Consider the following 24,081-nt stretch of genomic DNA (forward strand, 5'->3'; position numbering starts at 1 on the left):
CAAGACAAAACGTACCTGTTAATTCGAGTTTTTTATAAAAAATCCTATGATACTTCATAGGTAGTCAGTCAAACTGGCGAGGCAGGAAATGATCACATGCTAAGTTCGCTACATCGTGTAGCAACGCATGTGTGATATGCATCCTGCATACCTCGGAGAGTTTGATCCTGGCTCAGGACGAACGCTGGCGGCGTGCCTAATACATGCAAGTCGAGCGGACAGAAGGGAGCTTGCTCCCGGATGTTAGCGGCGGACGGGTGAGTAACACGTGGGTAACCTGCCTGTAAGACTGGGATAACTCCGGGAAACCGGAGCTAATACCGGATAGTTCCTTGAACCGCATGGTTCAAGGATGAAAGACGGTTTCGGCTGTCACTTACAGATGGACCCGCGGCGCATTAGCTAGTTGGTGGGGTAATGGCTCACCAAGGCGACGATGCGTAGCCGACCTGAGAGGGTGATCGGCCACACTGGGACTGAGACACGGCCCAGACTCCTACGGGAGGCAGCAGTAGGGAATCTTCCGCAATGGACGAAAGTCTGACGGAGCAACGCCGCGTGAGTGATGAAGGTTTTCGGATCGTAAAGCTCTGTTGTTAGGGAAGAACAAGTGCGAGAGTAACTGCTCGCACCTTGACGGTACCTAACCAGAAAGCCACGGCTAACTACGTGCCAGCAGCCGCGGTAATACGTAGGTGGCAAGCGTTGTCCGGAATTATTGGGCGTAAAGGGCTCGCAGGCGGTTTCTTAAGTCTGATGTGAAAGCCCCCGGCTCAACCGGGGAGGGTCATTGGAAACTGGGAAACTTGAGTGCAGAAGAGGAGAGTGGAATTCCACGTGTAGCGGTGAAATGCGTAGAGATGTGGAGGAACACCAGTGGCGAAGGCGACTCTCTGGTCTGTAACTGACGCTGAGGAGCGAAAGCGTGGGGAGCGAACAGGATTAGATACCCTGGTAGTCCACGCCGTAAACGATGAGTGCTAAGTGTTAGGGGGTTTCCGCCCCTTAGTGCTGCAGCTAACGCATTAAGCACTCCGCCTGGGGAGTACGGTCGCAAGACTGAAACTCAAAGGAATTGACGGGGGCCCGCACAAGCGGTGGAGCATGTGGTTTAATTCGAAGCAACGCGAAGAACCTTACCAGGTCTTGACATCCTCTGACAACCCTAGAGATAGGGCTTTCCCTTCGGGGACAGAGTGACAGGTGGTGCATGGTTGTCGTCAGCTCGTGTCGTGAGATGTTGGGTTAAGTCCCGCAACGAGCGCAACCCTTGATCTTAGTTGCCAGCATTCAGTTGGGCACTCTAAGGTGACTGCCGGTGACAAACCGGAGGAAGGTGGGGATGACGTCAAATCATCATGCCCCTTATGACCTGGGCTACACACGTGCTACAATGGACAGAACAAAGGGCTGCAAGACCGCAAGGTTTAGCCAATCCCATAAATCTGTTCTCAGTTCGGATCGCAGTCTGCAACTCGACTGCGTGAAGCTGGAATCGCTAGTAATCGCGGATCAGCATGCCGCGGTGAATACGTTCCCGGGCCTTGTACACACCGCCCGTCACACCACGAGAGTTTGCAACACCCGAAGTCGGTGAGGTAACCTTTATGGAGCCAGCCGCCGAAGGTGGGGCAGATGATTGGGGTGAAGTCGTAACAAGGTAGCCGTATCGGAAGGTGCGGCTGGATCACCTCCTTTCTAAGGATATATGGAGCAGCGTGCGTTTTCGTCTTGTTTAGTTTTGAAGGAACTTGCAAAAGATCCTACAACATCATATCTTCGATATGAAAGATGGGCCTGTAGCTCAGCTGGTTAGAGCGCACGCCTGATAAGCGTGAGGTCGGTGGTTCGAGTCCACTCAGGCCCACCATCTTCTATTAAATTGGGGCCTTAGCTCAGCTGGGAGAGCGCCTGCCTTGCACGCAGGAGGTCAGCGGTTCGATCCCGCTAGGCTCCACCAACGTGTTCTTTGAAAACTAGATAACAATAAGTAATACATTCACATTGAATGCAATGCAAAGTTCATCACACATAGTGATTCTTTCTAAAGTAAGAAATGGTTAAGTTAGAAAGGGCGCACGGTGGATGCCTTGGCACTAGGAGCCGATGAAGGACGGGACGAACACCGATATGCTTCGGGGAGCTGTAAGCAAGCTTTGATCCGGAGATTTCCGAATGGGGAAACCCACTGCTCGTAATGGAGTAGTATCCATACTTGAATACATAGAGTATGAGAAGGCATACCCGGGGAACTGAAACATCTAAGTACCCGGAGGAAGAGAAAGCAAATGCGATTCCCTGAGTAGCGGCGAGCGAAACGGGAACAGCCCAAACCAAGAGGCTTGCCTCTTGGGGTTGTAGGACACTCTATACGGAGTTACAAAGGAATGATATAAGCGAAGAGGTCTGGAAAGGCCCGCCAAAGAAGGTAACAGCCCTGTAACTGAAATGTCATTCTCTCCAGAGTGGATCCTGAGTACGGCGGAACACGTGAAATTCCGTCGGAATCCGGGAGGACCATCTCCCAAGGCTAAATACTCCCTAGTGACCGATAGTGAACCAGTACCGTGAGGGAAAGGTGAAAAGCACCCCGGAAGGGGAGTGAAATAGATCCTGAAACCGTGTGCCTACAAGTAGTCAGAGCCCGTTAACGGGTGATGGCGTGCCTTTTGTAGAATGAACCGGCGAGTTACGATCCCGTGCAAGGTTAAGCAGAAGATGCGGAGCCGCAGCGAAAGCGAGTCTGAATAGGGCGCATGAGTACGTGGTCGTAGACCCGAAACCAGGTGATCTACCCATGTCCAGGGTGAAGTTCAGGTAACACTGAATGGAGGCCCGAACCCACGCACGTTGAAAAGTGCGGGGATGAGGTGTGGGTAGGGGTGAAATGCCAATCGAACCTGGAGATAGCTGGTTCTCTCCGAAATAGCTTTAGGGCTAGCCTCAAGGTAAGAGTCTCGGAGGTAGAGCACTGATTGGACTAGGGGCCCCTACCGGGTTACCGAATTCAGTCAAACTCCGAATGCCGATGACTTATCCTTGGGAGTCAGACTGCGAGTGATAAGATCCGTAGTCGAAAGGGAAACAGCCCAGACCGCCAGCTAAGGTCCCAAAGTATACGTTAAGTGGAAAAGGATGTGGAGTTGCTTAGACAACCAGGATGTTGGCTTAGAAGCAGCCACCATTTAAAGAGTGCGTAATAGCTCACTGGTCGAGTGACTCTGCGCCGAAAATGTACCGGGGCTAAACGTATCACCGAAGCTGCGGACTGTTCTTACGAACAGTGGTAGGAGAGCGTTCTAAGGGCTGTGAAGCCAGACCGGAAGGACTGGTGGAGCGCTTAGAAGTGAGAATGCCGGTATGAGTAGCGAAAGACGGGTGAGAATCCCGTCCACCGAATGCCTAAGGTTTCCTGAGGAAGGCTCGTCCGCTCAGGGTTAGTCGGGACCTAAGCCGAGGCCGAAAGGCGTAGGCGATGGACAACAGGTTGATATTCCTGTACCACCTCCTCACCATTTGAGCAATGGGGGGACGCAGGAGGATAGGGTAAGCGCGGTATTGGATATCCGCGTCCAAGCAGTTAGGCTGGGAAATAGGCAAATCCGTTTCCCGTAAAGGCTGAGCTGTGATGGCGAGCGAAATTTAGTAGCGAAGTTCCTGATTCCACACTGCCAAGAAAAGCCTCTAGCGAGGTGAGAGGTGCCCGTACCGCAAACCGACACAGGTAGGCGAGGAGAGAATCCTAAGGTGATCGAGAGAACTCTCGTTAAGGAACTCGGCAAAATGACCCCGTAACTTCGGGAGAAGGGGTGCTTCTTAGGGTGTTAAAGCCCCGAGAAGCCGCAGTGAATAGGCCCAGGCGACTGTTTAGCAAAAACACAGGTCTCTGCGAAGCCGTAAGGCGAAGTATAGGGGCTGACGCCTGCCCGGTGCTGGAAGGTTAAGAGGAGCGCTTAGCGTAAGCGAAGGTGCGAATTGAAGCCCCAGTAAACGGCGGCCGTAACTATAACGGTCCTAAGGTAGCGAAATTCCTTGTCGGGTAAGTTCCGACCCGCACGAAAGGCGCAACGATCTGGGCACTGTCTCAACGAGAGACTCGGTGAAATTATAGTACCTGTGAAGATGCAGGTTACCCGCGACAGGACGGAAAGACCCCGTGGAGCTTTACTGCAGCCTGATATTGAATGTTGGTACAGCTTGTACAGGATAGGTAGGAGCCTTGGAAACCGGAGCGCTAGCTTCGGTGGAGGCATCGGTGGGATACTACCCTGGCTGTATTGACCTTCTAACCCGCTGCCCTTATCGGGCAGGGAGACAGTGTCAGGTGGGCAGTTTGACTGGGGCGGTCGCCTCCTAAAATGTAACGGAGGCGCCCAAAGGTTCCCTCAGAATGGTTGGAAATCATTCGCAGAGTGTAAAGGCACAAGGGAGCTTGACTGCGAGACCTACAAGTCGAGCAGGGACGAAAGTCGGGCTTAGTGATCCGGTGGTTCCGCATGGAAGGGCCATCGCTCAACGGATAAAAGCTACCCCGGGGATAACAGGCTTATCTCCCCCAAGAGTCCACATCGACGGGGAGGTTTGGCACCTCGATGTCGGCTCATCGCATCCTGGGGCTGTAGTCGGTCCCAAGGGTTGGGCTGTTCGCCCATTAAAGCGGTACGCGAGCTGGGTTCAGAACGTCGTGAGACAGTTCGGTCCCTATCCGTCGCGGGCGCAGGAAATTTGAGAGGAGCTGTCCTTAGTACGAGAGGACCGGGATGGACGCACCGCTGGTGTACCAGTTGTTCTGCCAAGGGCATCGCTGGGTAGCTATGTGCGGACGGGATAAGTGCTGAAAGCATCTAAGCATGAAGCCCCCCTCAAGATGAGATTTCCCATTCCGCAAGGAAGTAAGATCCCTGAAAGATGATCAGGTTGATAGGTCTGAGGTGGAAGCGTGGTGACACGTGGAGCTGACAGATACTAATAGATCGAGGACTTAACCTATATTCTATTGTGAAGCATGAACATTGTTATCTAGTTTTGAGAGAACATTCTCTCCATCAGGTTTGGTGGCGATAGCGAAGAGGTCACACCCGTTCCCATACCGAACACGGAAGTTAAGCTCTTCAGCGCCGATGGTAGTTGGGGGTTTCCCCCTGTGAGAGTAGGACGCCGCCAAGCTTCTATAAGGATCAGTTCCAGTCGGAACTGGTCTTTTTTGTTTTTTAAGAAAAGGAACAAACACTCGATCTGACATGGATACATATACTAAACTACCATCTAAAACATTCTTAATTTTGTATACAATTGAAAGCGCTAGGGCATACTGAAGCTATAAGTGGAGGTGTCACAATGAGCAAAAAAGAGCGAGAAGCGATTTGTTTGATTTGTGAAGAGAAAAAAACAAAGGGAATTTATTTATATCATCAGTTTTTGTGCCGAGAATGTGAGAGAAAGTTAATTTCTACATCGACCTCGGATCCTAGCTATGCCGATTATGTTAGAAAGCTAAAAAATCTTCATACGCCGCCTTTGTATTCATAGACCATTAGATGGTCTTTTTTTATGAGCTATGGAGGATTGGGCCTGTTTTTTGGAACTTAGTTTGGACATCATCCGTAATTAATAATAAGATAAACAGAGAGCCTGATTATTCATAGGAGTCGATGAACATGAAATCAATCTTTTATACATTTATATGGGCCATCCTCTCTACTTTTTTTTCGCTTGTGATTTTAACCGTCAGTATTGGGGTTTTCCATCATCATGTTGGATTATCGATACTGTATGCGATGATGGGGTGGGGCGTGATGTTTGCAGGGAGCAGATGGGTTGCTTTCCAGTTGTTTTTAAAGAAACACGGACTGTCTCGTAGTGATTATGTATATATCAAACAGCATTTAAAAGAAGCAGGACAAAAGCTTGTACGTTTAAAGAAGGCTTTATTTGCTGTGAAGAACGTACAGACGATCAAACATAATTATGAAATTCTCCGACTTGCACGGCGAATCTATACGATTACAAAAAAAGAGCCGACCCGGTTTTATGATGCACAGCGTTTTTATTTCGAAAGCTTGGATTCTGTCGTTGAACTAACTGAAAAATATGCACTATTGTATAACCAGCCTGATCGCAGTCATGAGCTGGAAATGACACTAAGCCAAACTCGAGTGACGCTGACAGAACTGCAAAAGCAATTGACGAATGATTTGCAGCAAGTATTAGGAAGAGACATAGAAGCCCTTCATATTGAGCTTGAAGTGGCAGATAAAATGATAAAGAAATAATGAAAGGAGTCAAACGTAATGAAACCAGAAGATCACATCCCAACAGCATCTGCTTCCACTACAGATCTTCAGTTTCAGGTGTTTGATACCTTATCTGATGAGGAGAAACAAGAAGCCATACAGCGTGCTGAGCAGATCCCTGACAATCCGCAAAAGCTGCTTTTCTATGGTACACGTGTTCAGGAACGATTATTGGAACAATCACAACAAATGATGAAATATGTTGAGAAAAAAGATATCGATCAAATAGGAGACGTGCTTGAGGCCTTTTTGCACCAGCTGCATGTAGTAGAACCGGAGGACTTACTGCCAAAGAAGCAGGGCTTTTTTTCGAAGTTATTTCGGCGGGAGAAGCGTTCTACTCAGGAAATCATATCGCGTTTTCAACATGCAAAATCACAGATCGAGAGATTATCAGCAAGGCTTCGTTACGCAAAAGGCGGATTAATTTCGGATCATATGTTATTAGAGCGTTTATTTGAAGAAAATCAAACTTTTTTCCAAGAGATGACGCTGCAGGTTGCAGCAGTTGAAGCGAAAATGACCACTTTAGAGAAGCAGATCATATCAGAACCGGAGCAGATTGGTAATCGGACTATAGAGGAGCAATTGATGAGTCAGGAAGTCAATGCAGAAGAATATATGGAGAGGTTGAAAGAACGGAAATATGATTTGCTGCTAAGCCGGCAAATTGCGCTGCAATGTAATGCCCAAATTCGAATGATCCAGCATACGAATCATACATTGGCCAATCACATTCAATCAACAGTTTCTGCATCTATTCCTCTATGGATCAACCAAATGTCGATTGCATTAACGCATATTCAACAGCGTGCCAATTCAGCTCTTGAGAATCGAATCCAAAAAACATATGAAAAGGTATCAAAGCAGCAGGGGGAGCTTCTTGAAGAGGCAGCTTTTGCACCTATAGATACGTTGAAAAAGGTTCAACGCCAATTAGCTGAAACCTTACAGGAAACGTTACAGGTGAAAGAGCACGGAAGCCAAGAGCGAACCCAATTGAAAAACAGCATGTATGAGGCAGAACAGCAGCTGGCGAATCACCAGCCAATAAAGGAATGAGAATCCATCTTTCGGTTCCCTTGTATGAACGTTATAATAGACATAAGATATCGTTAAAGTGAAAAGGGTCGATTTGTTTGAAAACACCTTTATATACAGCATTAGCACAACATGCGGAAAAGAAACCTTATTCTTTCCACGTTCCAGGACATCACAATGGAGATGTCTTTTTTGATGAGGCACGGACTTATTATGACTCAATTCTTCAGCTGGATGTAACAGAACTTGAAGGGTTAGATGATCTCCATCATCCAACTGGTGTGATTCAAGAGGCTGAACATTTATTGGCAAAGCTATATGGATCAGATCAAAGCTTTTTCCTTGTGAATGGGACAACTGTCGGAAACTTAGCGATGGTGATGGCAGCCTGTCGTGCGGGAGATGAGATTTTCGTCCAGCGAAATTGTCATAAGTCTGTTTACCATGCGATTGAGCTTGCAGGAGCAACGCCTATTATGGTAGAAGCTGAGGTAGATCCACACCTGCATGTTCCAACACATGTGACGGATGAAACAGTCAAAAAAGCCATTGCCAAACATCCTAATTGCCGGGCGATCGTTTTGACTTATCCGAACTACTATGGTCATGCAGCTGATTTATCAAAACTGATACACATGTGCCACGAAGCAGGCATGATCGTTTTGGTTGATGAGGCACATGGTGCACATTTTGTATTAGGCGGCGCTTTTCCTCCATCTGCTCTTTCCTATGGAGCTGACGTGGTGGTACAATCAGCACATAAAACCCTTCCGGCAATGACGATGGGATCCTACCTTCATCTTCAGGGGGGGCGAATGGATGCAAAACGCTTGAAAACATTCCTCACGATGCTTCAAAGCAGTTCGCCATCCTATCCAATTATGGCCTCATTAGATGTGGCAAGAGCTTATGTCGAGGAGATCAAGAAAAAAGGGATCTTGGATGGAATCATGAAAGGGCTGGCAGAGCTGAAAAATGAGTTCAACCGTATACCTCAGCTTGAAGTGGTCGAGTCTGAATTACTTTCTAACGATCCATTAAAATGTGTCATTCGATCAACAAAAGGGCTGACTGGTTATGAACTTAAACGAGTGCTTGAGTCAGTTGAGGTTCACCCAGAGCTTGCAGACGAACATCAGGTTTTACTTGTCTTTGGTTTAGAGCAGAAGAAGGATATTCCTTTTAAACGGATAGAGCAGGCCCTTAATCAAAGCGATTCATTGCTCAAAGGAAAAGATCATATCCAACGTGAGACGCTGACGATTGAGAACGATGAGCATAGACAGGATATAGAAGCCGTTTCATTTGAACATGCAGCAGGCCGGGTTAGTGCAGAATCTGTTATTCCATATCCACCGGGTATTCCTTTGATCGTTAAGGGAGAGCGTATTGAAAGCGATCAAATTGCTGCTTTAAGCCGTTTGCTTGGACATCAGGTTCATGTTCAAGCCAGTCAGGTGATTCATCAGAGAAAATTATATGTTTATATAGAAGAGGAGACACTATGAGCGGTATGTTTATTACGTTTGAAGGGCCGGAGGGTGCCGGAAAAACGACAGTGATTCAGAAAGTGTATGAAGAAATGGAACGCCAAGGATATGCAGTGATGGCGACACGTGAGCCTGGCGGCATTGACATTGCAGAGCAGATTCGTGAAGTCATTTTAAATGAAAAAAACACAAAAATGGACGCGAAAACAGAAGCTTTGCTGTATGCAGCCGCAAGAAGGCAGCATTTGGCTGAGAAGGTAGAACCGGCATTACAGCGCGGGCAGACGGTTTTATGTGATCGTTTTGTCGATAGCTCCCTTGCTTATCAAGGCTATGCGAGAGGGCTTGGGATTGAAGAAGTAAAGTCAATTAACGACTTTGCTATTAATGGCACGATGCCGCAATTGACCATTTATTTTTCTATTACACCTGAGGAAGGACTAAAGCGAATTGATGCCAACCAGGGAAGAGAAAAGAATCGATTAGACATGGAGACGCTGAATTTCCACCAGCTGGTCAGAGAAGGTTATGAACTGCTTATTGCACAATCACCAGAACGATTCCGTGTAGTGGATGCGTCTCAGCCGATGCAGGCTGTCTATGAAGAAGTCCTTCAATTGATTCAGGACACATTAAAGCAAAATCAAATATGACCTAATTCCCAATCGTTGTTATAATATAGAGGAAGACATCGGCATGTCATCTGTGCCTAAAATAAAGGAGGCCAATCAAATGAAATTAATTGTTGCCGTTGTACAGGACCAAGATAGCAGCAAGTTGTTGAAAATATTGACTGAACATCATTTCGGCGTGACAAAATTAGCTTCAACTGGTGGGTTTTTAAAGTCTGGGAATACGACTTTTATTATTGGTTGTGATGATGTCCGGGTGGATAAAGCATTGCAGCTTATAAAAGAAAATTGCCGTAAACGTGATCAAATGATCGCGCCTGTATCCCCAATGGGTGGAAATGCAGATTCATACGTACCATACCCTGTTGAGGTTGAAGTTGGCGGAGCTACTGTCTTTATTCTGCCAGTTGAACAATTTCATCAATTTTAAGGATGGGTTGCTGTGAAAATTAATCAAGATATGCGGCTGCGTTTAGAAAAGCGTGAACTTCAAGCGATGAAAGGAAGCCAGACATCTGCCTCCTTTAAAGCTTCGATGGAGACGCAAAGCGGCAAACTGCGCTTAGAACAGCTGACGGTCATGCTGAGTGATATCGAAGTGTTCGGAAAAAAGCTCGCAAAGTCACGAAACCTAAAGGATTTGGCTAGGTTTAAAGGACTGGTGAAGCGCTTTGTGAAAGAGACAGTCGATAATGGTTTAAATATAGAAACATCCAGGAGCTTTGACATTTATGGCAACACACGTACACTCGCTTTAGTCAAAGCGCTGGATGAAAAGCTGATTGAATTAACAGAGGATATGATGAATCAAGAGAAACCATCTATTGATTTGCTTGAACGTATTGGAGAAATAAAAGGTTTATTGATTAACCTTTACACATAGAGAGTGATAACATGGCAATTAGCTGGGATGACATGAATGATTTGCAGCCGCGCGTCATGCGGCTGATTTTTAATAGTATTGATAAAGACCGACTTGCGCACGCCTACTTATTTGAAGGAAAAAAAGGAACCGGAAAACTGGATGCAGCGATGCTTTTGGCTAAGAGCTTTTTTTGTTTGGAATCAGGAGTGAAACCATGTGAATCCTGTCAAAACTGCAAAAGGATTGCATCAGGAAACCATCCCGATTTACATCTTGTACAGCCCGATGGCCAATCAATTAAGAAGGCGCAAGTGCAGGCACTGCAAGAGGAATTTACAAAAGCAGGTGTAGAATCTCACCGGAAAATGTATATTATTCTTCATGCGGACAAAATGACGGTCAATGCCGCGAACAGTTTATTGAAGTTCCTAGAGGAGCCTAATCGGGAAACGATGGCGGTTTTAATCACTGAGCAATCGCATAAAATGCTGGATACGATTATTTCAAGATGTCAGATGCTCAGCTTTCAGCCGCTGCAGCCACAATCCTTGGAGCAGCAGCTTTTACAAGAAGGCGTATCTCAGCATCTCGCAAGGCTTTTGTCGAATTTAACCAATAATTTGGCTGAAGCACTCGAATTAAGTCGAAATGATCAGTTTGCAGAGTCTAGAGCGAAAGTGATAAAATTGTATGAAGTCTTACACCAGCGAAAAGAACATGCATTTTTTTATATACAGGATCAATGGATGCCTTTTTTCAAAGAGAAAGACCTTCAAGAAACAGGTCTGGATATGCTTTTATTTATATATCGTGATGTATTGTCGATTCAAATAGGAAATGAAGATAAAGTCATTTATCAAGACTTATTCCAGACAATGAAGCAGCATGCGCTGCATTCCACACAGCAGATGGTGACCAGCCAGATCCTTGCTGTACTAGAAGCGAAAAAGAGACTTCAATCCAACGTGAATGCCCAAGGGCTGATGGAGCAATTGGTGTTGATGTTGCAGGAGGGATAAGCTTGTACAACGTAATTGGTGTTCGCTTTAAAAAAGCGGGCAAAATCTATTATTTCGATCCTAATGGATTTCATATAGAAAATGATAGTTGTGTCATTGTAGAAACGGTCAGAGGGGTTGAGTACGGACAAGTGGTCATCGCTAACAAAAAAGTAGATGAACACGATGTGGTTCTCCCTCTGCGTAAAGTCATTCGTGTAGCAGACGAAAGAGACCGGCTCATCGTTGAAGAAAACAAAGAAGCAGCGATGACAGCCTTTGATACATGTCTTCAAAAGGTAAGTGAACATGGGCTAGAAATGAAACTGGTTGATGTTGAATTTACATTTGACCGAAACAAGGTCATCTTCTACTTCACAGCGGATGGCAGAGTCGATTTCCGTGAGCTAGTGAAGGACCTTGCATCAATCTTCAAGACGAGAATTGAACTTCGCCAGATTGGTGTAAGAGACGAGGCAAAAATGCTTGGCGGAATTGGTCCTTGCGGGCGAATGCTTTGCTGTTCGACATTCTTAGGAGACTTTGAACCAGTGTCTATTAAGATGGCAAAGGATCAAAACCTGTCGTTAAATCCTACAAAAATTTCAGGACTTTGCGGCCGTTTGATGTGCTGCTTGAAATATGAGAATGATGAGTATGAAACAGCGAAAGAACAATTACCGGATATCGGCGAAACGATTCAGACGTCAAATGGCTCTGCAAAGGTAGTAGGGCTCAATATTTTAGAACGAATTTTGCAAGTTGAATTAACCGGGCAAGAAAAAGTGATAGAATATACATGGGAAGAATTATTACAAGAAGGCGTTGTATCTGCACAAACAACTGAGTAACGAGGTGTGCCACCTTGGATAAAAAGGAACTATTTGATACGGTGATTAATTTAGAAGAACAAATCGGTTCTCTTTATCGCCAGTTAGGTGATTTGAAAAATCATATCGGTGAAGTGATTGAAGAAAATCACCAGCTGCAGATGGAGAATCAGCACTTGCGTGAACGTCTGGATCAGTCCGATCGAGACAAATCGTCTGAGGCAGAGAATGATTCTGCCCAGAAGCCAAGTCATTCTGATATAGGAGAAGGTCATGATAACCTGGCCCGGTTATATCAGGAGGGCTTCCATATTTGTAATGTACATTATGGGAGCATTCGTAAAGAGGGAGACTGTTTGTTCTGTCTGTCATTTTTAAATAAAAAATGAGAAAAGGCTTCCGCTGAATCGGGAGCCTTTTTCACAGGAAAAGAAAGGATACATCATGGTTTCGTTAAGAGAAGATGAACGGTTAGATTACCTGCTCGCCGAAGATATGAAGATTATTCAAAGTAAAACTGTGTTTGCCTTTTCATTGGACGCAGTGTTATTAGCTAAATTTGCGTATGTGCCAATCCAAAAAGGAGAGATCATTGATCTTTGTACCGGAAATGGCATCGTGCCATTACTGCTTTCAACTCGTTCTAAGGCCTCGATTACGGGGGTTGAAATCCAAGAACGGCTGTTTGATATGGCAAAAAGAAGTGTGGAGTATAATCAACTTGCGCACCAGATCGAATTGATTCATGGTGATTTGAATGATATGCCGGAACGCTACGGTAACCATAAAGTTGATGTAATTACATGTAACCCGCCATATTTTAAAACACCCTCTAAGGATGAAATCAATGAAAATGAATATTTGGCGATTGCACGGCATGAAATTCATTGTACATTAGAAGATGTTATTCGTGTTTCTTCCACGCTGTTAAAGCAAGGGGGGAAACTGGCGATGGTTCATCGACCAGGAAGGCTGCTTGAGATTGTTGAATTAATGAAAAAATACCGAATTGAGCCGAAACGAATTCAATTTGTTTATCCCAAACAAGGGAAAGAAGCCAATACCATCTTGGTAGAGGGCATAAAAGATGGAAAACCAGATCTGAAAATTCTTCCGCCTCTTTTTGTTTATGGGGAAGATCAGGAGTATACAGATGAAATCAGGACGATACTGTATGGAGAAGCATAATCATTATTTCTATGTATTAAAATGTGCAGATGGCAGCCTGTATGCGGGTTATACAAATGATTTACAAAAAAGACTGATAACCCATAATAGTGGAAAGGGAGCAAAGTATACAAGAGCGAGACGGCCGGTTGAGCTTTTTTATCATGAATGTTTTGCAACCAAAAGAGAAGCCATGCAGCAAGAATATCGTTTCAAAACGTGGACGCGGAAAAAGAAAGATATTTATATAGAAGAAATGCGAATGGAAAAGGAGGCGGCACATGAAAAAGACACAGAAAAGCTTTGATGGTCAATCTGATATGGGTATTCTTTATCTTGTCCCAACCCCGATCGGAAATCTAGAAGATATGACGTTCCGAGCGATACAAACATTAAAAGATGTAGACTATATTGCCGCAGAAGATACAAGGCAAACGAAAAAGCTTTGTCATGTATACGAAATTGATACACCCTTAACGAGTTATCATGAACATAACAAAGACAGCAGCGGCCACAAGTTAATCGAATGGCTAAAAGAAGGGAAAAGTATCGCACTTGTGAGTGATGCCGGTTTACCAACGATTTCAGATCCAGGGGCTGAAGTGGTTCGAGATTTTACTAGCATCGGAGGCTATGTCATTCCGTTACCTGGCGCAAATGCTGCACTAACAGCACTTATTGCATCAGGAATCGCGCCTCAGCCATTTTTCTTTTATGGTTTTCTCGACCGTCAGAAAAAAGAAAAGAAAAAGCAGCTTGAAGCCTTGAAGAAACGTCAAGAAACGATCATTTTCTATGAAGCGCCACATCGGTTAAAAGAAACGCTGACTTTAATGAAGGAAGTGTGGGGGAATCGGAACATCGCCATTACGAGAGAACTGACGAAAAAATTCGAAGAGTTTATTCGTGGGGATTTAGAATCTGTGCTGACATGGGCTGCGGAGAATCAAATTCGAGGTGAGTTCTGTCTTGTGGTACAAGGAAATGATCAAGCTGAAGAAGAGCTGAATGAAGAAGCTTGGTGGACGTCCTTATCTGAAAAAGAACATGTGATCCATTACATAGAGGAAGGATTAACGTCGAAGGAAGCCATTAAACGTACAGCTGTCGAACGTGGTGTACCAAAGCGCACGATATACGATGCTTATCATATTGAACAATAAAGAAAGGTTCTTGCAAACGGTGCAAGAACCTTTTTTATATGAACCTTATTTTTGTGATTGAAGTTGGTTTTGGATTTCGTTAATGATTTGCTCTGCACCTTCACGGCTAAGAACTAATTTACCATTAGCAAGTTTAAGGTTATCGTCTGATACTTCACCTGTTACTTGGCAAGTCATGTTTGGTTTATATTTTTTTAAGATAATTTTTTCATCATCAACATAAATTTCCAAAGCGTCTTTTTCAGCGATTCCTAGCGTACGGCGAAGTTCGATTGGAATCACCACGCGTCCTAATTCGTCAACTTTACGTACAATACCTGTAGATTTCATCTTCATTCTCCTCCCAAAAAGTTCTTATTCTTAAAATAATATTATCTTCGTCATTATTCGACAAATTCCTTACATTCCTAGCATAACAAGGTTTCCATAAATCGTCAATCATTTTGTTTACTATTGTTTGTAAAATATGACTCTTAAAGTCAAAAGACCTTGAAACTACTGCTGTATAAGGATTTTGTAGGCTTTTTCTATGAAAATATAAGAAATGACGAGATCAGATTAACAAGACTTTTGCCCTAAATTAGCCAATTGTAAATCTGGAAATAGATTTCATACGACAATATTCGACAAAATGTCGACGGGTTTGTCGTTTTTTTCGAAAAACTCATCTTTTTCGATCATTTCATCTCGTTCTATGTATATATGCTTGATCTTAAAGGCTAAGATGGTATCATAGAGAAAGTACAAGCGCAACAAATAATTAAGAAATGCACATTTTAATGATTTCATAACCGCTCTCGTCCATTGGGCGGGAGTTTTTGACATTTACACACACGCAGGAGGTTCCGACATGCCGGAAAAGAAAAAAACGTTTTATCTGACAACACCTATTTACTATCCGAGCGGAAAATTACATATTGGACATGCTTATACGACAGTAGCAGGAGATGCTATGGCTCGTTATAAACGTCTTCAAGGCTATGATGTAATGTATTTAACAGGTACAGATGAGCACGGACAAAAAATTCAGCAAAAAGCTGAAGAACAAAATATCACACCGATCGAGTATTTAGATCCAGTCGTTGAAGACATTAAATCATTATGGAAGAAACTCGACATTTCGAATGATGACTTCATCCGTACAACAGAAAAAAGACATACGAAAATCATTGAGCAGGTCTTCCAAAAGTTGCTTGATCAAGGCGATATTTATTTAGATCAATATGAGGGCTGGTACAGTATTCCTGATGAGACATTCTATACGGAAACACAGCTTGTTGATGTTGAGCGTAATGAGAAAGGGGAAGTCATTGGCGGGAAAAGTCCTGACAGCGGCCACCCTGTTGAATTAATTAAAGAGGAATCATATTTCTTCCGTATGAGTAAGTATGCGGACCGTTTGCTCGATTATTACGAAAAAAATCCATCGTTTATTCAGCCTGAATCAAGAAAGAATGAAATGATTAATAACTTTATTAAACCAGGTTTAGAGGATTTAGCAGTATCAAGAACAACCTTTGATTGGGGAATTAAAGTTCCTAACAATCCAAAACACGTCATTTATGTATGGATTGATGCGTTATTCAACTATTTAACTGCGATTGGCTATGGAACAGATCAAGATGAAAAATATAAAAAATATTGGCCTGCCAACGTACATCTCGTAGGAAAAGAAATTGTACGCTTCCATACGATTTATTGGCCGATTATGCTGATGGCATTAGATCTGCCTCTGCCGAAACAAATTTTCGCACACGGCTGGCTGCTCATGAAAGATGGCAAAATGTCTAAATCAAAAGGGAATGTGGTAGATCCAGTCACATTAATTGATCGCTATGGTCTCGATGCCCTTCGTTATTACCTGCTTCGTGAAGTACCATTTGGTGCAGATGGTGTATTTACACCAGAAGGATTCGTGGAACGTGTAAACTATGACCTTGCCAATGATTTAGGTAACTTGCTTAATCGTACAGTTGCAATGGTCCAAAAATATTTTGACGGCACATTAAGCAGCTATAAAGGTCCTGTTAATGAGTTTGATGAAGAGCTGAAAGCGGTAGCTGAACAAACAGTCAAAGCCTATGAAGAAGCGATGGAAAATCTTGAATTCTCTGTGGCTCTTTCAAATGTTTGGACATTAATCAGCAGAACCAATAAATATATTGATCAAACAGCTCCGTGGGTGCTGGCAAAGGATGAAACAAAACGAAAAGAATTGCATTCTGTTATGTATCATTTAGCAGAATCACTTCGAATCACTGCAGTACTCTTAACGCCGTTCCTAACGAAAACACCTGAGAAAATCTTCTTCCAGCTTGGAATTGAAGAAGATAAGCTCAAAAGCTGGGATAGTATCCTATCATTTGGTGCGATTCAACAAGCAACGGTACAAAAGGGAGAGCCTTTGTTCCCGCGTTTAGAGGTTGAAGAAGAAGTAGCCTACATTAAAGAAAAAATGCAGGGAAGTGCACCTAAGGTAGAAGAAGAGAAAGTGGAAATCGAAGAAACGGAATTACCTGAGCTGGGAGCAGAAATTGCATTTGAAGATTTCTCAAAAGTTGATCTTCGAGTTGCACAGGTATTGGAAGCAGCCCCAGTGAAAAAAGCGGATCGTCTTTTAAAGCTTCAGCTTGATTTTGGATTTGAAAAAAGACAAATCGTCTCTGGGATTGCCAAGCACTATCAACCAGAAGAATTAGTAGGGAAAAAGCTCGTTTGCGTAGCAAATCTTACCCCAGTTAAACTCAGAGGGGAAATTTCCCAGGGAATGATTTTAACTGGAGAAACAGGCGGGAAATTGCAGGTTCTTGAAGTAGATCAAACTCTAGCAAATGGAACAAAAATTTTATAAATCAACAAAGGTGTTCCACGTGTAACATTTCGTCGAACACCCTTTGTTTTTTAGCAGAATTGTCGAAAGGAGCAATCAACCATGTTATTTGATACACATGCCCACTTGAATGCAGAACAATACAATGAAGACTTAGAACAGGTGATCGAAAGAGCGAAAAGCGAAAAAGTTGAGAAAATCGTGGTGGTAGGGTTTGACCGCCCAACAATTACGAGAGCGATGGAATTGATTGAAGAGTATGATTTCATATATGCAGCTATCGGCTGGCATCCAGTCGATGCTATTGATATGACAGATGAGGATTTGGCTTGGATCAAAGATTTATCTCAACACGAAAAAGTGGTTGCGATTGGTGAAATGGGTCTGGATTACTATTGGGACAAGTCGCCAAAAGATGTGCAAAAGGAAGTCTTTAGACGCCAAATTGCTCTTGCGAAGGAAGTGAAGCTTCCAATCGTTATTCATAATCGTGACGCAACGGAAGATGTCGTGACGATTTTAAAGGAAGAGGGAGCAGCTGAAGTTGGAGGTATTATGCACTGCTTTACTGGCAGTCTAGAAACTGCAAAAACGTGTATGGAGATGAACTTTTATATTTCATTCGGTGGACCCGTGACATTTAAAAATGCCAAAAAGCCAAAGGAAGTTGTAAAGGAGATACCGAGTGACAAACTTTTGATTGAAACAGACTGCCCATACTTAACGCCAGTGCCATTTAGAGGGAAACGTAATGAGCCAAGCTATGTCAAATATATTGCAGAACAGATTGCGGAGCTGAGAGAAATCAGCTTTGAAGAGCTTGCTGAATTGACAACAAAAAATGCAAAAAAAGTTTTCCGTATAAACTGACAGTATATGATGTCAATCCTTGTTTAAGCTTGTCCAATTGTGAAACATAACGAAAAAGTTCTACACGTTTGCGCCTCCTCATAGGATAAGTTGTCGATAAGTCTTTCTTCCCTTCCTTCCATAAATCTCCCATAATAGGTTTACAATCGAGCATTTTTGTACAGTGGGTGGAAGGGTTGACAGGTTTTGAGATACTCTATATAATCTCTCCGAGGAGAAGGAGGCGTTTTTCATCGTACAAAAAATGAAAAATCTGTTTTCTGTGAAGCTAGGAAAAGGCAAGGTTTTATTACTAGTTGTTTGCTTGCTTTTAGCTGGAACTGGAACGGCTTACGGTGCGCATGAGCTCACTAAGCAGTCCATTACCATTTCAATCAATGGTAAAGAGAAGACAATTCGTACACATGAAGAGACAGTAGCTCAGCTGCTTTCAGACCTTGGCATAAGGACCAAGGCGGAGGATCATATCTCTCCAAGTCTAAATACAAAGATTCAAGACAACATGAACATTGTGTATGATGCGGCTATACCGGTTCATCTGACCCTAGACGGGAAAGAGAAAACGATATGGACAACAGATCAGACGGTTGGAGCATTATTGAAGAATGAGAAGATAGATATTGGGAAGCACGATCAAGTAACTCCTGGAAAGAATGACAAGTTAACAAAGGATATGACTCTTGTGGTTCAGCAGGCCTTTCAGGTCAGCTTAAATGATGGAGGAAAAGATAAAAAAGTGTGGACCACTTCGACTACGGTCGCTGACTTTTTAAAGCAACAAGAGCTAAAGCTCAAGAAGCACGATAAGATCAAGCCTGCGTTACATAGTAACCTTTCTAAAAAGAGCGCAGATATAAAGATCACTCGGGTGGAAAAAGTCACCGATGTAGTGGAAGAGAAAATTGCTTTTGATACCAAACATAAAAAGGATCATTCTCTTGAAAAAGGGAAAGAGAAGGTACTTAAAAAAGGTGAAGAAGGTAAATTGAAGAAGCACTATGCCATTGTGAAAGAAAACGGCAAAGTGGTGTCTAAAGAATTGATTAAAGAAGTGACCGAAAAAGATAGTAAGGACCGATTAGTGGCTATTGGTACACAAGTGGCCAAAAAGGAGCCTACAGCGTCCCCTGCGGTTTCACGAAGCAATGAATCGTCAGGAAAAGAATTTTATGTGGCGTCAACAGCCTATACAGCGAGCTGTGCTGGATGTACGGGCAGAACGTCTACAGGCTTTAATTTAAAAGCAAATCCGGGTGCAAAGGTCATAGCAGTTGATCCGAGTGTCATTCCGCTGGGCTCAAAAGTGTATGTGGAAGGCTATGGATATGCCGTTGCATCAGACACTGGATCTGCTATAAAAGGGAATAAAATTGATGTGTTCGTCCCAAGTAAGTCGGCAGCTTATCAATGGGGAAATAAACGAGTGAAAATTAGAGTACTCAAATAAACACATCAAATCATTTATATGAACAGAGGGCTTTGCGCACCCTCTGTTTTTTTGGTTATAATAGAAGCACTGTTTTCTAATTAATTAGACGCAAAAGCAGCATGAAAGGTTTCGTTTTTTTAACCAAAAAATGTAGATTGTTTTTGCAAGCGGAGGAATACATGAAAATCAAAGAAATCATTGTGGTGGAGGGTCGTGATGACACTGCCAGGGTGAAGATGGCGGTTGATGCAGATACGATCGAAACAAACGGATCCGCCATTGGCGATACAGTCATTCAACAAGTGCGTCTTGCGCAGGAGACGAGAGGGGTCATTATTTTAACAGATCCTGATTTTCCTGGTGAGAAGATCCGTAAAACCATTGCAGAGGCAGTTCCTGGCTGTAAGCACGCTTTTTTGCCAAAACATCTTGCGAAGGCGAAGCGGGATAAAGGAATTGGTGTCGAGCATGCTTCCTTGGACAGTATTCGGGAATGTCTTGCCCATGTCCATGAAGAAATGGAAGAATCGGAAAGTGACATTACATTAGACGACTTATTTGACGCAGGCCTTATCGGTGGCGAAGCATCGAAACGCCGCCGCGAACGACTAGGAGTGCTTTTAAATATAGGATATACCAATGCGAAGCAGCTGCGAAAGCGCCTTCACATGTTCCAAATAACCAAACATGATTTTATTGCGGCCTTAAAGACCGTCATGCAGGAGGAAGCCGATGAATAAAGATATTGCGACACCCGTCAGAACGAAGGAAATACTAAAGAAGTACGGTTTCTCTTTTAAAAAGAGCTTAGGGCAGAACTTCTTAATTGATACAAATATTTTAGATCGCATTGTCGATCACGCGGAGGTTACAGATGAGACCGGCGTCATTGAAATTGGGCCTGGTATCGGCGCATTGACAGAGCAGCTCGCTAAACGTGCAAAGAAAGTCACCGCTTTTGAAATCGATCAGCGTTTATTGCCTATTTTAAACGATACGCTTTCTCCATATGATAATGTCACGATCATTCATCAAGACGTATTAAAGGCGGATGTGAGAAAGGTCATCGAGGAAAATTTTGCTGACTGTAAAGAAGTGATGGTCGTAGCCAACCTTCCATATTACGTGACAACACCGATTATTATGAAATTGCTTGAAGAAAACCTTCCATTGAAAGGGATTGTGGTCATGCTGCAAAAAGAAGTAGCAGATCGTATGGCAGCTGTCCCTTCATCTAAGGAATACAATTCACTGTCTATCGCAGTTCAATTTTATACGGAAGCAAAAACGGTGATGGTTGTGCCTAAAACGGTTTTTGTTCCTCAGCCAAATGTTGATTCGGCTGTGATTAAGCTGACTGTTCGTGAAACGCCTGCTGTTTCAGTAGAAAATGATGCGTTTTTCTTTCAATTGATTCGAGCGAGCTTTGGCCAGCGCCGGAAAACATTGTTGAATAATTTGATGAATAATCTACCTGATGGAAAAAAACATAAAGCCATCATTGAAGAAGCACTTCAAACAGCAGATATTGATGGAAAGCGCCGCGGAGAATCATTATCCATTGAGGAATTTGCCCGTTTGTCGAATGTTTTACAAAAAGCCCTTTCGTAAGGGCTTTTTTCTTTTGTTTTTCACCACTTCAACTGTTCGGGCATAGGCTAGAAAGAACAGCACATATGAAAGACGATACCAACAGGATATGAGCCTGATTGTGGAGTGAACAGCATGCAATTTCAAATAGGAGATATGGTGACGAGGGCATCCTATCAAATGGATATTATGTTTCGAATCATTCGAATTGATGAGACAGATCAGCACGAAGCCACTGCCATATTGCATGGGAATGAAGTAAGGCTGATTGCTGATGCTAAGATGTCGGATCTCGTCTTAATTCAAAAAGAGGAGCAGCTGACAAGGGAGAAGGACGACGAACGGAAAATTAACGAATCGCTCGACTTACTAAGACAGGATTATCAGCTGCTGCGTGAAAAACAAGAGTATTATACTTCTGGACAATATCAGCATCAGGAGCAGTATTTTCACATGCCTGGAAAGGTCCTTCATTTAGATGGAGATGCTTCATACTTAAAGAAATGCTTAGATGTATATGAACGAATTGGTGTGCCTGTATATGGAGTGCATTGTCATGAGAAGAAAATGCCAAGCGTGATCGATTCGTTACTTGATCAATATCGGCCTGATATTTTGGTCATTACAGGGCATGATGCGTATTCCAAGCAAAAGGGCGGCGTAAATGATATCGGTGCCTATCGCCATTCTCGTCATTTCGTTGAGACGGTTCAAAAAGCAAGAAAGAAAATTCCTCATTTAGATCAGCTTGTGATCTTTGCAGGCGCCTGTCAATCTCATTTCGAATCATTGATCCAAGCAGGTGCCAATTTTGCAAGCTCACCTTCACGTGTGAACATCCATGCGCTCGATCCCGTCTATATAGTTGCGAAGATCAGCTTCACTCCATTTGTAGATCGAATCAACGTGTGGGATGTGCTTCGTAATACATTAACAAGAGAAAAAGGCCTTGGAGGCATCGAGACGAAGGGTGTTTTAAGGGTAGGTATGCCATATAAAAAAGACCATGAATCGACATAACCCGACTGATTTCAGTCTGGTTTTTTTTATGTGTAAAAAGAAATTTCAAACGGATACATAATTCACCGGAATTTGAGAAAAATAGGGAGGAGAAAAGGTAGAAGTTTGTCAAAATTATTTTGTTGACAATGGCTCGTGTTGGTTGATATAATTTAATTTTTATTTGACAAAAATGGGCCGTTGTTGTATAATTATCTCAGTGAGGTGGATGCAATGGCGAAGACTTTGTCCGACATCAAAAGATCGCTTGATGGTAACTTAGGTAAACGTTTGACGTTAAAGGCTAACGGAGGCCGCCGTAAAACAATTGAGCGTTCGGGCATTTTAGCTGAAACGTACCCTTCTGTATTTGTGATTCAATTAGATCAAGATGAGAATTCGTTTGAAAGAGTTTCTTACAGTTATGCAGATATACTGACTGAGACGGTCGAATTAACGTTCGATGATGCCGCTAGCTCAGTCGCCTATTAATGGGCAGTGAACTTCTTGTTTACTGCTTTTTGTTTTGCCTTTTTTTCTGAATGGGAGTCTGTCCATTTTTTGAAAGGGGTAAAAGAAAGGATTCGATACAAAATAAGAAAGCCACAAAAGCAGTGGCACTGATTCGAATTCTCGACTAAAGGGGCTGTTTCGTTTGGGTAGACGCCGAGGCATTATGTCAGATGAGTTCAAATACGAGCTGGCGAAGGATCTTGGATTTTATGATACCGTCAAAAATGGAGGCTGGGGAGAAATTCGTGCGCGTGACGCAGGGAATATGGTCAAACGTGCCATCGAATTAGCTCAGCAGCACATGGCTCAGGAAGAGAATCAACGATAGAAAAATGGTCAGGGATACCTCAGGTGTCTCTGGCTTTTTTTGTTGAAAAAGTCAGTGTGCTGGGCGTGAAAGCCAATATTCATCAGATCCATCAAATGTGATACAATATTGATACTTATGTTTAGATGGAGAAGTAGGTGAAATGTTTGCGTATTTTAGAAAAAGCACCGGCAAAAATTAATCTCTCACTTGATGTCCATGGAAAAAGACCGGATGGATATCACGAAGTAGAGATGGTGATGACAACAATAGACCTTGCAGATCGACTTGAGCTGACGGAGCTGGACAAAGACGAAATCCGTGTATCATCTCATAATCGATTTGTGCCAGATGATCAGCGTAACCTGGCTTATCAGGCGGCTAAATTACTCAAAACAAGGTTCGGTATTCAAAAAGGAGTATCGATTGTCATCACAAAAGCAATCCCTGTTGCAGCAGGTTTAGCTGGAGGCAGCAGTGATGCTGCAGCAGCGCTTCGCGGTTTAAACCGTTTGTGGAAGTTGAATCTCACGTTAGATGAACTGGCTGAGCTTGGAGCGGAGATCGGCTCAGATGTGTCTTTTTGTGTACACGGAGGCACAGCACTAGCGACAGGACGTGGAGAAAAACTGAATCATATCGCGACACCGCCGCATTGCTGGGTGATTTTAGCGAAGCCGGTGATTGGGGTATCTACAGCTGAAGTTTATAGACAATATGACGCAAGCAAAGTAGAACACCCAAATGTACAGCGTATGATTGAAGCCATTGAAGCGAAAGATTATAAAGAGATGTGCGGCTCACTCGGTAACGTTCTGGAGTCAGTGACATTAAAGATGTATCCAGAAGTAGATATGATCAAAAGACAGATGAAGCGTTTCGGTGCTGATGCTGTATTAATGAGTGGAAGCGGCCCAACGGTATTTGGCTTGATTCAATATGAATCGAAGGTACAAAGAATATATAACGGACTGAGAGGATTTTGTGATCAAGTATACGCTGTCCGCATGATCGGCGAACAAAATGCCCTTGATTAAATCCGTATATTAAGTTATATTATTCAT

The 24,081-nt window shown here is 43.4% G+C and carries 23 protein-coding genes, 2 tRNA genes and 3 rRNA genes; 27 read left to right on the plus strand and 1 reads right to left on the minus strand.

Annotation, left to right across the window (positions count from 1 at the left end):
* The first annotated feature begins 149 nt into the window (after positions 1–149).
* The 18 genes from NSU11_RS00165 (at position 150) to rsmI (ending at position 14,479) form a co-directional block, all read left to right on the plus strand.
* Positions 150–1,698: ribosomal RNA gene (locus NSU11_RS00165) — 16S ribosomal RNA — on the plus strand.
* A gap of 95 nt (positions 1,699–1,793) precedes the next feature.
* A tRNA-Ile gene (locus tag NSU11_RS00170) sits at positions 1,794–1,870 on the plus strand.
* 14 nt (positions 1,871–1,884) lie between these two features.
* Positions 1,885–1,960, plus strand: a tRNA-Ala gene (locus NSU11_RS00175).
* Between the two features lie 98 nt (positions 1,961–2,058).
* Positions 2,059–4,989: ribosomal RNA gene (locus NSU11_RS00180) — 23S ribosomal RNA — on the plus strand.
* A 61-nt stretch (positions 4,990–5,050) separates the two neighbouring features.
* Positions 5,051–5,166 (plus strand): 5S ribosomal RNA (gene rrf / locus NSU11_RS00185).
* The 16S, 23S and 5S rRNA genes sit together here with 2 tRNA genes alongside, the layout of an rRNA operon.
* A 171-nt stretch (positions 5,167–5,337) precedes the next feature.
* A complete protein-coding gene (locus NSU11_RS00190) occupies positions 5,338–5,529 on the plus strand; it encodes a sigma factor G inhibitor Gin (RefSeq protein WP_024425620.1) in 192 nt (63 codons plus the stop codon).
* A 128-nt stretch (positions 5,530–5,657) separates the two neighbouring features.
* Positions 5,658–6,272, plus strand: coding sequence for a 5-bromo-4-chloroindolyl phosphate hydrolysis family protein (locus NSU11_RS00195; protein WP_024425621.1), 615 nt, complete (start codon positions 5,658–5,660; stop codon positions 6,270–6,272).
* 18 nt (positions 6,273–6,290) lie between these two features.
* Entirely contained in the window at positions 6,291–7,355 is a 1,065-nt protein-coding gene (locus tag NSU11_RS00200) for a toxic anion resistance protein (protein WP_122632215.1), read from the plus strand.
* A 77-nt stretch (positions 7,356–7,432) separates the two neighbouring features.
* A complete protein-coding gene (locus NSU11_RS00205; RefSeq protein WP_342493742.1) occupies positions 7,433–8,842 on the plus strand; it encodes an aminotransferase class I/II-fold pyridoxal phosphate-dependent enzyme in 1,410 nt (469 codons plus the stop codon).
* Positions 8,839–9,477, plus strand: a complete 639-nt coding sequence (gene tmk, locus NSU11_RS00210) for a dTMP kinase (protein ID WP_095407529.1) — start codon at positions 8,839–8,841, stop codon at positions 9,475–9,477. The genes NSU11_RS00205 and tmk overlap by 4 nt, the downstream gene beginning before the upstream one ends.
* Positions 9,478–9,556: 79 nt before the next feature.
* Positions 9,557–9,886 (plus strand): cyclic-di-AMP receptor, encoded by a 330-nt coding sequence (locus tag NSU11_RS00215; RefSeq protein ID WP_024425625.1) that lies wholly within the window; start codon positions 9,557–9,559, stop codon positions 9,884–9,886.
* Positions 9,887–9,898: 12 nt separating this feature from the next.
* Positions 9,899–10,339: a YaaR family protein gene (locus NSU11_RS00220; protein WP_048239531.1), complete on the plus strand. Its 441-nt coding sequence runs from the start codon at positions 9,899–9,901 to the stop codon at positions 10,337–10,339.
* Between the two features lie 11 nt (positions 10,340–10,350).
* The gene (gene holB, locus NSU11_RS00225) at positions 10,351–11,340 is read left to right on the plus strand and encodes a DNA polymerase III subunit delta' (RefSeq protein ID WP_024425627.1); all 990 of its coding nucleotides are present in this window, start codon (positions 10,351–10,353) and stop codon (positions 11,338–11,340) included.
* 2 nt (positions 11,341–11,342) lie between these two features.
* On the plus strand, positions 11,343–12,170 hold the full coding sequence (locus NSU11_RS00230) for a stage 0 sporulation family protein (RefSeq protein WP_024425628.1): 828 nt from the start codon (positions 11,343–11,345) through the stop codon (positions 12,168–12,170).
* 14 nt (positions 12,171–12,184) lie between these two features.
* Complete coding sequence (gene yabA / locus NSU11_RS00235) at positions 12,185–12,538, plus strand: DNA replication initiation control protein YabA (RefSeq protein WP_024425629.1); 354 nt, start codon at positions 12,185–12,187, stop codon at positions 12,536–12,538.
* Positions 12,539–12,593: 55 nt separating this feature from the next.
* Positions 12,594–13,337, plus strand: coding sequence for a tRNA1(Val) (adenine(37)-N6)-methyltransferase (locus NSU11_RS00240; RefSeq protein WP_024427205.1), 744 nt, complete (start codon positions 12,594–12,596; stop codon positions 13,335–13,337).
* On the plus strand, positions 13,324–13,623 hold the full coding sequence (locus tag NSU11_RS00245; RefSeq protein ID WP_024425631.1) for a GIY-YIG nuclease family protein: 300 nt from the start codon (positions 13,324–13,326) through the stop codon (positions 13,621–13,623). The genes NSU11_RS00240 and NSU11_RS00245 overlap by 14 nt, the downstream gene beginning before the upstream one ends.
* Entirely contained in the window at positions 13,598–14,479 is an 882-nt protein-coding gene (gene rsmI, locus NSU11_RS00250; protein ID WP_058838216.1) for a 16S rRNA (cytidine(1402)-2'-O)-methyltransferase, read from the plus strand. Before NSU11_RS00245 ends, rsmI begins: the two co-directional genes overlap by 26 nt.
* A 45-nt stretch (positions 14,480–14,524) precedes the next feature.
* Here the strand turns inward: rsmI and NSU11_RS00255 are convergent, their stop codons facing one another.
* On the minus strand, positions 14,525–14,815 hold the full coding sequence (locus NSU11_RS00255) for an AbrB/MazE/SpoVT family DNA-binding domain-containing protein (RefSeq protein WP_087975202.1): 291 nt from the start codon (positions 14,813–14,815) through the stop codon (positions 14,525–14,527).
* A gap of 514 nt (positions 14,816–15,329) precedes the next feature.
* On the opposite strand from NSU11_RS00255, the gene metG reads away from it, so the two are divergent.
* From metG to ispE, 9 genes are all read left to right on the plus strand, one after another.
* Complete coding sequence (gene metG, locus NSU11_RS00260) at positions 15,330–17,330, plus strand: methionine--tRNA ligase (RefSeq protein WP_151040861.1); 2,001 nt, start codon at positions 15,330–15,332, stop codon at positions 17,328–17,330.
* A gap of 81 nt (positions 17,331–17,411) precedes the next feature.
* Entirely contained in the window at positions 17,412–18,179 is a 768-nt protein-coding gene (locus NSU11_RS00265) for a TatD family hydrolase (protein ID WP_342493743.1), read from the plus strand.
* Positions 18,180–18,423: 244 nt separating this feature from the next.
* Positions 18,424–19,626 carry a ubiquitin-like domain-containing protein gene (locus NSU11_RS00270; RefSeq protein WP_342493744.1) on the plus strand — a complete coding sequence of 401 codons (1,203 nt, stop codon included), beginning with the start codon at positions 18,424–18,426 and terminating at the stop codon, positions 19,624–19,626.
* A 161-nt stretch (positions 19,627–19,787) separates the two neighbouring features.
* Positions 19,788–20,348, plus strand: a complete 561-nt coding sequence (gene rnmV, locus NSU11_RS00275) for a ribonuclease M5 (protein WP_342493745.1) — start codon at positions 19,788–19,790, stop codon at positions 20,346–20,348.
* Entirely contained in the window at positions 20,341–21,219 is an 879-nt protein-coding gene (gene rsmA, locus NSU11_RS00280) for a 16S rRNA (adenine(1518)-N(6)/adenine(1519)-N(6))-dimethyltransferase RsmA (protein ID WP_024425636.1), read from the plus strand. The genes rnmV and rsmA overlap by 8 nt, the downstream gene beginning before the upstream one ends.
* Before the next feature lie 114 nt (positions 21,220–21,333).
* Positions 21,334–22,218 (plus strand): sporulation peptidase YabG, encoded by an 885-nt coding sequence (gene yabG / locus NSU11_RS00285; protein WP_024427198.1) that lies wholly within the window; start codon positions 21,334–21,336, stop codon positions 22,216–22,218.
* Between the two features lie 213 nt (positions 22,219–22,431).
* Positions 22,432–22,689, plus strand: coding sequence for a Veg family protein (locus NSU11_RS00290; RefSeq protein WP_024425637.1), 258 nt, complete (start codon positions 22,432–22,434; stop codon positions 22,687–22,689).
* 163 nt (positions 22,690–22,852) lie between these two features.
* Positions 22,853–23,038, plus strand: coding sequence for a small, acid-soluble spore protein, alpha/beta type (locus tag NSU11_RS00295; RefSeq protein WP_017366434.1), 186 nt, complete (start codon positions 22,853–22,855; stop codon positions 23,036–23,038).
* Positions 23,039–23,184: 146 nt separating this feature from the next.
* Positions 23,185–24,054, plus strand: coding sequence for a 4-(cytidine 5'-diphospho)-2-C-methyl-D-erythritol kinase (gene ispE, locus NSU11_RS00300; protein ID WP_342493897.1), 870 nt, complete (start codon positions 23,185–23,187; stop codon positions 24,052–24,054).
* Positions 24,055–24,081: the final 27 nt, after the last annotated feature.

Source organism: Bacillus sp. FSL R5-0712 (genome assembly GCF_038593285.1).
GTDB classification, from domain to species: Bacteria; Bacillota; Bacilli; order Bacillales; family Bacillaceae; genus Bacillus; species Bacillus safensis.

What these genes read in the sequence shown, in the direction of transcription:
- metG (WP_151040861.1), top strand. Translation starts at nt 15,330, where the DNA reads ATGCCGGAAAAGAAAAAAACGTTTTATCTGACAACACCTATTTACTAT.
- yabG (WP_024427198.1), top strand. Translation starts at nt 21,334, where the DNA reads ATGCAATTTCAAATAGGAGATATGGTGACGAGGGCATCCTATCAAATG.
- rsmI (WP_058838216.1), top strand. Translation starts at nt 13,598, where the DNA reads ATGAAAAAGACACAGAAAAGCTTTGATGGTCAATCTGATATGGGTATT.
- NSU11_RS00190 (WP_024425620.1), top strand. Translation starts at nt 5,338, where the DNA reads ATGAGCAAAAAAGAGCGAGAAGCGATTTGTTTGATTTGTGAAGAGAAA.
- NSU11_RS00245 (WP_024425631.1), top strand. Translation starts at nt 13,324, where the DNA reads ATGGAGAAGCATAATCATTATTTCTATGTATTAAAATGTGCAGATGGC.
- NSU11_RS00290 (WP_024425637.1), top strand. Translation starts at nt 22,432, where the DNA reads ATGGCGAAGACTTTGTCCGACATCAAAAGATCGCTTGATGGTAACTTA.
- NSU11_RS00200 (WP_122632215.1), top strand. Translation starts at nt 6,291, where the DNA reads ATGAAACCAGAAGATCACATCCCAACAGCATCTGCTTCCACTACAGAT.
- rnmV (WP_342493745.1), top strand. Translation starts at nt 19,788, where the DNA reads ATGAAAATCAAAGAAATCATTGTGGTGGAGGGTCGTGATGACACTGCC.
- NSU11_RS00215 (WP_024425625.1), top strand. Translation starts at nt 9,557, where the DNA reads ATGAAATTAATTGTTGCCGTTGTACAGGACCAAGATAGCAGCAAGTTG.
- NSU11_RS00265 (WP_342493743.1), top strand. Translation starts at nt 17,412, where the DNA reads ATGTTATTTGATACACATGCCCACTTGAATGCAGAACAATACAATGAA.
- rsmA (WP_024425636.1), top strand. Translation starts at nt 20,341, where the DNA reads ATGAATAAAGATATTGCGACACCCGTCAGAACGAAGGAAATACTAAAG.
- NSU11_RS00195 (WP_024425621.1), top strand. Translation starts at nt 5,658, where the DNA reads ATGAAATCAATCTTTTATACATTTATATGGGCCATCCTCTCTACTTTT.
- NSU11_RS00255 (WP_087975202.1), bottom strand. Translation starts at nt 14,815, where the DNA reads ATGAAGATGAAATCTACAGGTATTGTACGTAAAGTTGACGAATTAGGA.
- tmk (WP_095407529.1), top strand. Translation starts at nt 8,839, where the DNA reads ATGAGCGGTATGTTTATTACGTTTGAAGGGCCGGAGGGTGCCGGAAAA.
- NSU11_RS00270 (WP_342493744.1), top strand. Translation starts at nt 18,424, where the DNA reads ATGAAAAATCTGTTTTCTGTGAAGCTAGGAAAAGGCAAGGTTTTATTA.
- holB (WP_024425627.1), top strand. Translation starts at nt 10,351, where the DNA reads ATGGCAATTAGCTGGGATGACATGAATGATTTGCAGCCGCGCGTCATG.
- NSU11_RS00240 (WP_024427205.1), top strand. Translation starts at nt 12,594, where the DNA reads ATGGTTTCGTTAAGAGAAGATGAACGGTTAGATTACCTGCTCGCCGAA.